The 6,643-nt window shown below is 43.5% G+C and carries 6 protein-coding genes, 2 pseudogenes and 1 riboswitch; of the genes and pseudogenes, 1 reads left to right on the top strand and 7 read right to left on the bottom strand.

The genetic code is table 11. The annotated features are described in order from the left end of the window. Positions 1-100, top strand: a pseudogene (locus HT715_RS03860) (IS30 family transposase); the annotation flags it as partial. Between the two features lie 128 nt (positions 101-228). Here HT715_RS03860 and HT715_RS03855 read toward each other — a convergent pair. The 7 genes and pseudogenes from HT715_RS03855 to HT715_RS03825 all read right to left on the bottom strand — a co-directional run. Continuing rightward, the gene (locus HT715_RS03855; RefSeq protein ID WP_023936790.1) at positions 229-2,661 is read right to left on the bottom strand and encodes an ATP-dependent Clp protease ATP-binding subunit; all 2,433 of its coding nucleotides are present in this window, start codon (positions 2,659-2,661) and stop codon (positions 229-231) included. A 1-nt stretch (position 2,662) separates the two neighbouring features. Then, the gene (locus tag HT715_RS03850) at positions 2,663-3,121 is read right to left on the bottom strand and encodes a CtsR family transcriptional regulator (RefSeq protein ID WP_023936792.1); all 459 of its coding nucleotides are present in this window, start codon (positions 3,119-3,121) and stop codon (positions 2,663-2,665) included. Positions 3,122-3,237: 116 nt separating this feature from the next. Continuing rightward, the gene (locus tag HT715_RS03845; protein ID WP_023936794.1) at positions 3,238-3,966 is read right to left on the bottom strand and encodes an ABC transporter ATP-binding protein; all 729 of its coding nucleotides are present in this window, start codon (positions 3,964-3,966) and stop codon (positions 3,238-3,240) included. Next, a complete protein-coding gene (locus tag HT715_RS03840; RefSeq protein WP_004261900.1) occupies positions 3,966-4,973 on the bottom strand; it encodes an ABC transporter substrate-binding protein in 1,008 nt (335 codons plus the stop codon). Before HT715_RS03840 ends, HT715_RS03845 begins: the two co-directional genes overlap by 1 nt. A gap of 37 nt (positions 4,974-5,010) precedes the next feature. Further along, positions 5,011-5,769 carry an ABC transporter permease gene (locus HT715_RS03835; protein ID WP_162199275.1) on the bottom strand — a complete coding sequence of 253 codons (759 nt, stop codon included), beginning with the start codon at positions 5,767-5,769 and terminating at the stop codon, positions 5,011-5,013. Further along, positions 5,732-6,022 carry a thiamine-binding protein gene (locus HT715_RS03830; RefSeq protein WP_138707182.1) on the bottom strand — a complete coding sequence of 97 codons (291 nt, stop codon included), beginning with the start codon at positions 6,020-6,022 and terminating at the stop codon, positions 5,732-5,734. The genes HT715_RS03835 and HT715_RS03830 overlap by 38 nt, the downstream gene beginning before the upstream one ends. Positions 6,023-6,092: 70 nt before the next feature. Then, a riboswitch (TPP riboswitch) is annotated at positions 6,093-6,195 on the bottom strand. Positions 6,196-6,306: 111 nt separating this feature from the next. Further along, positions 6,307-6,643: pseudogene (locus HT715_RS03825) on the bottom strand (group II intron maturase-specific domain-containing protein); the annotation flags it as partial.

The following is a 6,643-nucleotide window of genomic DNA, read 5'->3' as shown; positions in this document are numbered from 1 at the left end:
CTCTTGGGAAAGGGGAACTAATGAGAATCACAACAGGCTCATTCGTAGATGGTTACCTAAGGGAACTAAGGAAACGACTCCCAAAGAAGTCGCATTCATCTAAAATTGGATTAATAACTATCCTAAAAAATGCTTGAACTACAAATCACCCAGAGAAGACTTCTTCATGGCTAACTTGAACTTGAAATTTGGCAAAAGAGAATCAAGATTACTCCTGATTCTCCATTTTTATGCAATATCAAATTTCAATTGGCCTGCTTTGACACCAATCTTAAGTGTGCTGCCTGCCACCAAATCTCCCTTAAGAAGAAGTTCTGCCAACTTGTCTTCCACTTCTGTTTGCAGGGTTCTGCGAAGTGGACGAGCTCCCATCTCTGGGTCATATCCTTGATTTGCCAACAATTTCAGTGCAGAAGCTTGTAATTTCAAGTCAATGCCTTTTTCAGCCAAACTTGCCACTAAAGGTTTGACCATAATCTTCACCACTTCCTGCATATGGTCACTAGACAGGCTATGGAAGACCACCTTTTCATCAATACGGTTGATAAACTCAGGTCTATAAGCCTTTTTCAGCTCTTCAAACATGCGTTTTTCCATATTTTCCTGGTCAAAACGAATATCCTTAGCTCCAAAACCGACGGTCTTGTCATCCCGAAGGGCTGTCGCACCAAGGTTTGACGTCATGATGATAATGGTATTTGAAAAGTCAACCTTGCGGCCCTTGCTATCGGTCAAGACACCATCATCCAAGACCTGCAAGAGCACATTAAAGATATCTGGGTGGGCCTTCTCTACCTCGTCAAAAAGGAGAACGGAATATGGTTTGTTGCGAACCTTCTCGGTCAACTCCCCACCTTCTTCATAACCCACATAACCCGGAGGAGCTCCATTGAGACGGCTGGCTGCAAATTTCTCCATATACTCACTCATATCAAAGCGGATAAGGGCTGATTCGTCATCAAAGAGAACTTCTGCCAAAGCCTTGGCCAATTCGGTCTTCCCGACACCTGTGGGTCCTAGGAACATAAAAGAACCAATCGGACGCTTGTGACTGCGAATCCCTGACTGATTGCGGCGAATAGCACGGCTAATACTTGAAACAGCTTGATCTTGACCGATGACACGTTTGTGCAGTTCAGCTTCCAGATTCAGGTATTTCTTGGCATCAGTCTGAGTCAGTTTTTGGACTGGAATGCCTGACAAACGACTCAAGGTGGTCAAAATATCAGCCTCTGTCACCAAGTCTTTATAGACAGGCACTTCCTCTTCTTTTGCGATTAGCTGGGCTGCCTGTTTCCACTTGCCATCCATCAAGGCCTTGTCAGCTGGACTCAAGCCTGAATCGTCTGCTTTTACATGCTTAGCCTTATTTTGCACTGTTGCTGCTGCTTCATCTAAGAGGTCGATAGCAGAGTCTGGCAAATGGCGACTAGTCAAGTAACGATGGGCCATCTTAACGGCTGTTTCGACCGCTTCATCTGTGATTTGCACACGGTGATGTTTCTCATAAGTCGCCTTCAAGCCTTGCAAAATGGCCATGCTGTCTGCCACACTTGGCTCTTCAATCGTCACTTTAGCGAATCGACGAGAAAGGGCCGCATCTTTTTCGATGTGTTTTTGGTATTCTTCCTGAGTGGTGGCACCAACCGTTCTCAAAGTTCCACGCGCCAAGGCTGGCTTCAAAATATTGGCCGCATCCAGAGTCGAGTCAATCCCGCTACCAGAACCCATGATAGTGTGGAGTTCATCGATAAAGAGGATGACTTGGCCATCTTCTTCAATATCCTTGATGATATTGTTCATGCGTTCTTCAAAGTCACCACGGAAGCGTGTCCCTGCCACGACATTCATCAAATCCAGCTCTAACACGCGCATCTTAGCCATTTCCGCAGGCACATCTCCACTAGCAATACGCTGGGCAAGACCAAGCGCCAGAGCTGTTTTTCCGACACCAGCATCCCCAACCAAGACAGGGTTGTTCTTAGTCTTACGGCTCAAGATTTGAATCATACGTGAGATTTCCTTATCCCGACCGATGACTGGTTCTAACTTGCCAGAACGCGCTTGCTCTGTCAAATCATGCGTATAGTCCTCGAGACCACCACTCGGAGTCTGCGGCATGCCCATCATATTGGCCATAGAATTTTGTTTGTCAGCCACAGTACGATGGCGTTGACGTAAAGCCTTGAGGTCTTCACGAGTCCAACCTGCCCGTTCTTCTAAATTTCGACGAAGAGCAGCAATCTTAACCTGATCTTTCTTGTCTTCATAAGAAAAACCAGCCCTCTCCAAGATACGAGTCGCCAAGGCATTGCCATCATGCAAAATCGCATAGAGGACGTGCTCCGTCCCTAGCACCTTAGCATGGACCACTGACGCTACATACTCTGCTTCGTCAAAAAGAACCTGCAAACGATGGGAGAACGGCAACTCCGTAAAAGTTTCATCCTGGCTATAGTCCGTTTCAGTCAGTTCCAAAGCGACTTCTTCTAAACGGTCCATCTCATATGGATAATCATTTAAAGTCGCCCCTGCCACACTATAACTGTGATTGGACATGGCAATCAACAAGTGCCAAGACTCTAGGTAACCAGCTCCAAAATGACCAGCAACCATGTAGGCACTTTCGATACATTCATTCAATGCTTTTGAATAGTTCATCTTACTTCCCTTTTCTATCTACCTCTTGTATGACCTGGCGTAGCATGTTTGCACGAAGGACTGGAGCTTCTTCTCCTAGAACGCGATCCAAAGCTACTGATACTAGCAAATTCATCTCTTGCTTGGTCATCAATTCCTGCTCAACCAAAAGCTGGAGAATATCCTCATAAGTTTCTTGACTAACTCGCTCGCCAATCGAATAAAGAAGCTCTCGGAGCATTTCATGATGACTAGAAAACTCAATCCGTCCTATACGAATATAACCTCCGCCACCACGCTTACTTTCAACCAAGTAGCCTCTACTTTCCGTAAAGCGTGTCTTGATCACGTAGTTAATCTGACTAGGAACAACCTGGAAGGTATCTGCCAACTGACTTCGTTGCAACTCCACGATACCAGATTGATCTAAAATCGCCTTGATGTAGGCCTCAATATGATCCGATGTATTTTTAAATCTCATTACAAACCCACCTCTCTTTGAACCTTGACTATCTTTGACTATTATACCGAAATTTTCTCATTTTTAAAAGAAAAAGGGCGCTGGTAAAGGATAATCTTCACCAACTCCCTATTTTTCTACTTATCTAAGCCTAATTCTGCCAAGATTTGACGTTTGTAGGCAATCTTTTGGACTTCCTTGTCCTCATCTTCAGACCAATCTAGTTTAATTTCTGAAACAATCTGCCCAGGGCGATTTTTCAAGATATAGATGCGATCGCTGAGATTGAGGGCCTCTTCGATACTATGCGTGATGATCAGGGTCGTCAATTGCAACTGCTTGTGAATTTCAAGGTACCAAGCGTGGAGTTCCATCTTGGTCATCTCATCCAAGGCGCTAAAGGCCTCATCTAAGAGAAAGAGCTTGTGCCCGAAAAGGTAAGTTCGAAGCAAGGCCACACGCTGGCGCATCCCCCCACTAAGTTCATGGGGATACTTGTCTCGTACAGCTGTCAACTGAAAAGTAGCAAGGATTTCATCCGCCCGAGCAATGGCTTCCGCCTTATCCACCTTTTGAATCAAGAGGGGCAGGATAATATTACCAAGCACCGTCTTGTGCTCCAAGAGCAGATCCTTTTGCAACATATAACTCACGCGCCCCTTGGGATTTTCTTCACCATCAAGGACAATTCTCCCTGACTGAACTTCTAAAATCCCCGCAATTAAGTTGAAAAGCGTAGTCTTACCAACACCACTTGGGCCTAGGATGGAAACCACTTCACCTGAAGTGACTTTCAGATTGATATCCTCTAAAATCCTCTCCTGACCATAGGCATAACTGACGTGTTCTAGTCTTATTTCTGTCATTATTTCACAAATTCGTTGGTGAAGCCTTTGTCTGTCAAGTCTTCTTTAAGGATACCATTTTCTTTATCCCATTTGTAGAAAGCATTCCAGCGAGCTGCGTCAAATTGACCCCATTTTTCCTTGTCGCTTGCGTATTCTTTTGACAAGTATTTTTGAGATTCAATGACAAAGTCACGTTTTTCCTTGAGTTCAGGTGCATTTTTGATGAGGATATCAGCTGCTTCTTCTGGATGCTCCATAGCATATTGGTAACCTTTTTTGATGGCTTGGATGACTTTACGAGCTTCTTCTTTGTTATCTTTCAGATAGTCGTTGTTTGCGATGATAACTGGTGAATAGTAGTCAAACTCCTTGACATAGTCTTTCAAATACATGAAGTTAGCATCTACACCTTGAGATTTAGCAAGTATACCATCCCAACCGTAGTAAATCCAAGCAGTGTCAAAGACACCATTGGCAATAGGTGTGATAGAGTTTGAGTCGTTATTTGGTACTTTTTCTACCTTCTCAAAGTCCCCACCTTGTGATTCTACCAATGTTTTCAACATAGCAAGTTCAGTTGGGTCATTCCAAGTCCCGTATTTCTTACCAACTAAGTCTTTTGGACTGCTTACATTGTCAGATTTACGTGAGATGATTCCTGATGTATTGTGTTCAACAATAGCTGCAACGGCAGTGATTCCTGCTCCTTTTTCCAATTTTTTAGCCATGTAGTCTTGGAAATACACTGCAAATGGTGCCTTACCATTGATAACCAAGTCAGATGAGCTTTCTTCTGGTGGCAATTTCAAATCAACATCCACTCCAGCTTCTTTGAAATAACCTTTTTCCTTGGCAACATATAGCCCTGTGTGGTTAGTATTTGGTGTCCAGTCTAGGATAAAGTCGATCTTCTTGAGTTCTGCCTCTTTGTTATCCTTAGAAGCAGTTCCTTGACCACAAGCTACAAGCACGACAGCTACAAGAGCTGTTAAAACAGTTAAAAACACTTTCCATGTTTTCTTCATTTTGATTTCCTCTTTTCTTTTTTGAAACATTCTTATTCTACGAACGTTTCCATTTAATAACATATTTTTCACTGACATCAACCAGCTTCATACCGAGAAGACTGATAATCGATACCAGAATAATAATAGCAAACATGGTATCATACTGAAACAGTTTCTTGGACTGAATCATGTAGACACCTAGTCCTTCAAAGCCTCCCAACCACTCAGATACCACTGTTGTGATAAAGGCGTAGGAGACACTGACCCTCAGACCTGCATAAAAGTAAGGCAGGCTGACTGGAATTTTAAAATGCCACAGGATTTGCCAAGGCTTGGCCCGCATCAGACTAAACAAGGTCAGCATATCCTTGTCACAATGCCTAAAGCCGTCCAAAATACTGACGATGATAGGAAAAGTTGTTGTCAAGATAATCAAGACAATCTTGGGCAGAATCCCATAACCTAGCCACAAGACCAGAATAGGGGCTATGGCAATGGTCGGGATAGTCTGAACAACCACCATCATAGGGTAAATCAGGTCATTGAGCCAAGTCAAACTATCCATGAGCACAGCCATGAGACAGGCAATCAAGACTCCCAAAATCAGCCCCAGTAAAGCCACTCTCAAAGTCGCCCAGCTATGGTGCCAGAGAAATTCTCTATCACGCACAAAAGACTGGAGGATTTCAAGAGGTGTCGGCAGGATAAACTTGGGGAGAAGTTTAAGAAAACCTGCTAACTGCCAGATTGACAAGACTCCGAGAAAGCCCAATAGACTAATGTGTCGTCTCAGTATACTTTTCAAGTTTCTCATCAATACTTAAAATCTCTCCTACATTTATTTTGACATTGGCAAAGACATTGTCTGTCTCCTGCCCTGCCACTTCCAGCGCTTCTTTTAGAATGCGCATAAGCTCATCAAACTCCCCTTCCAAGACCGTTTCAAATGGTGTCACTACCATCGTCACTTCTTGAGTTTGCAGATAAGCAATGACCTGATCAATAACAGCTATCCGATCAATCCCCTGTGCTAGGGGTAAAACTTGCAAGGCAATGCTTGCTTTCATAAGAACCTCCTCTTCTCGTTTTCCTTTTTAAAAAAAGAAAAACCTTTACCATACATGGAAAAGGTGCAAAATTAGACTAAGTATCGTTCCCTCCGCTGGCATTACCCAGATCAGGTGCGGTCGAAGTTTAACACTTCCTCTCAGACTGTACACAGACTCCCATATATTATATGTATATATGATAGCGCAAAATAAGAAAAATGTCAAGGAAATTGCTTAATCGAGTAGGGGATAATCTCTAGCCCCTCTCACACCACCGTACGTGCCGTTCGGCATACGGCGGTTCAACTAACTTTTAACACATGTCGTTCAAGGTAATAATCCAAACACGAAACCAGTCCACGTTTTTCAAGGACTGGTTTTGATATAGCACGTTTAGTACCGACTTCTGAGCTACTAATTGATAATGGTCACCCCAGCCAGATACCTTATCTGCTATCCATTTAGGAACTCCTAACTTAAGCAATCCCCATAGTCGTCTCGATTTCTTCTTCCATTGCTTCCAGATAATCACTCGTAGGCGAGTACGCAAGCGCTCATCTATGCTGGTGACAATACTTTTCATATTTCCCAATGAGAAATAGTTTATCCATCCTCGAATGGACAAATTCAGTTGCTCAA

It is taken from the genome of Streptococcus sp. 4155 (assembly GCF_013276695.1).
In the GTDB taxonomy this organism is placed as follows: Bacteria; Bacillota; Bacilli; order Lactobacillales; family Streptococcaceae; genus Streptococcus; species Streptococcus pseudopneumoniae.
Note: the sequence above shows the minus strand (reverse complement) of the source record. Positions and strands in the feature narration are given on the sequence as shown.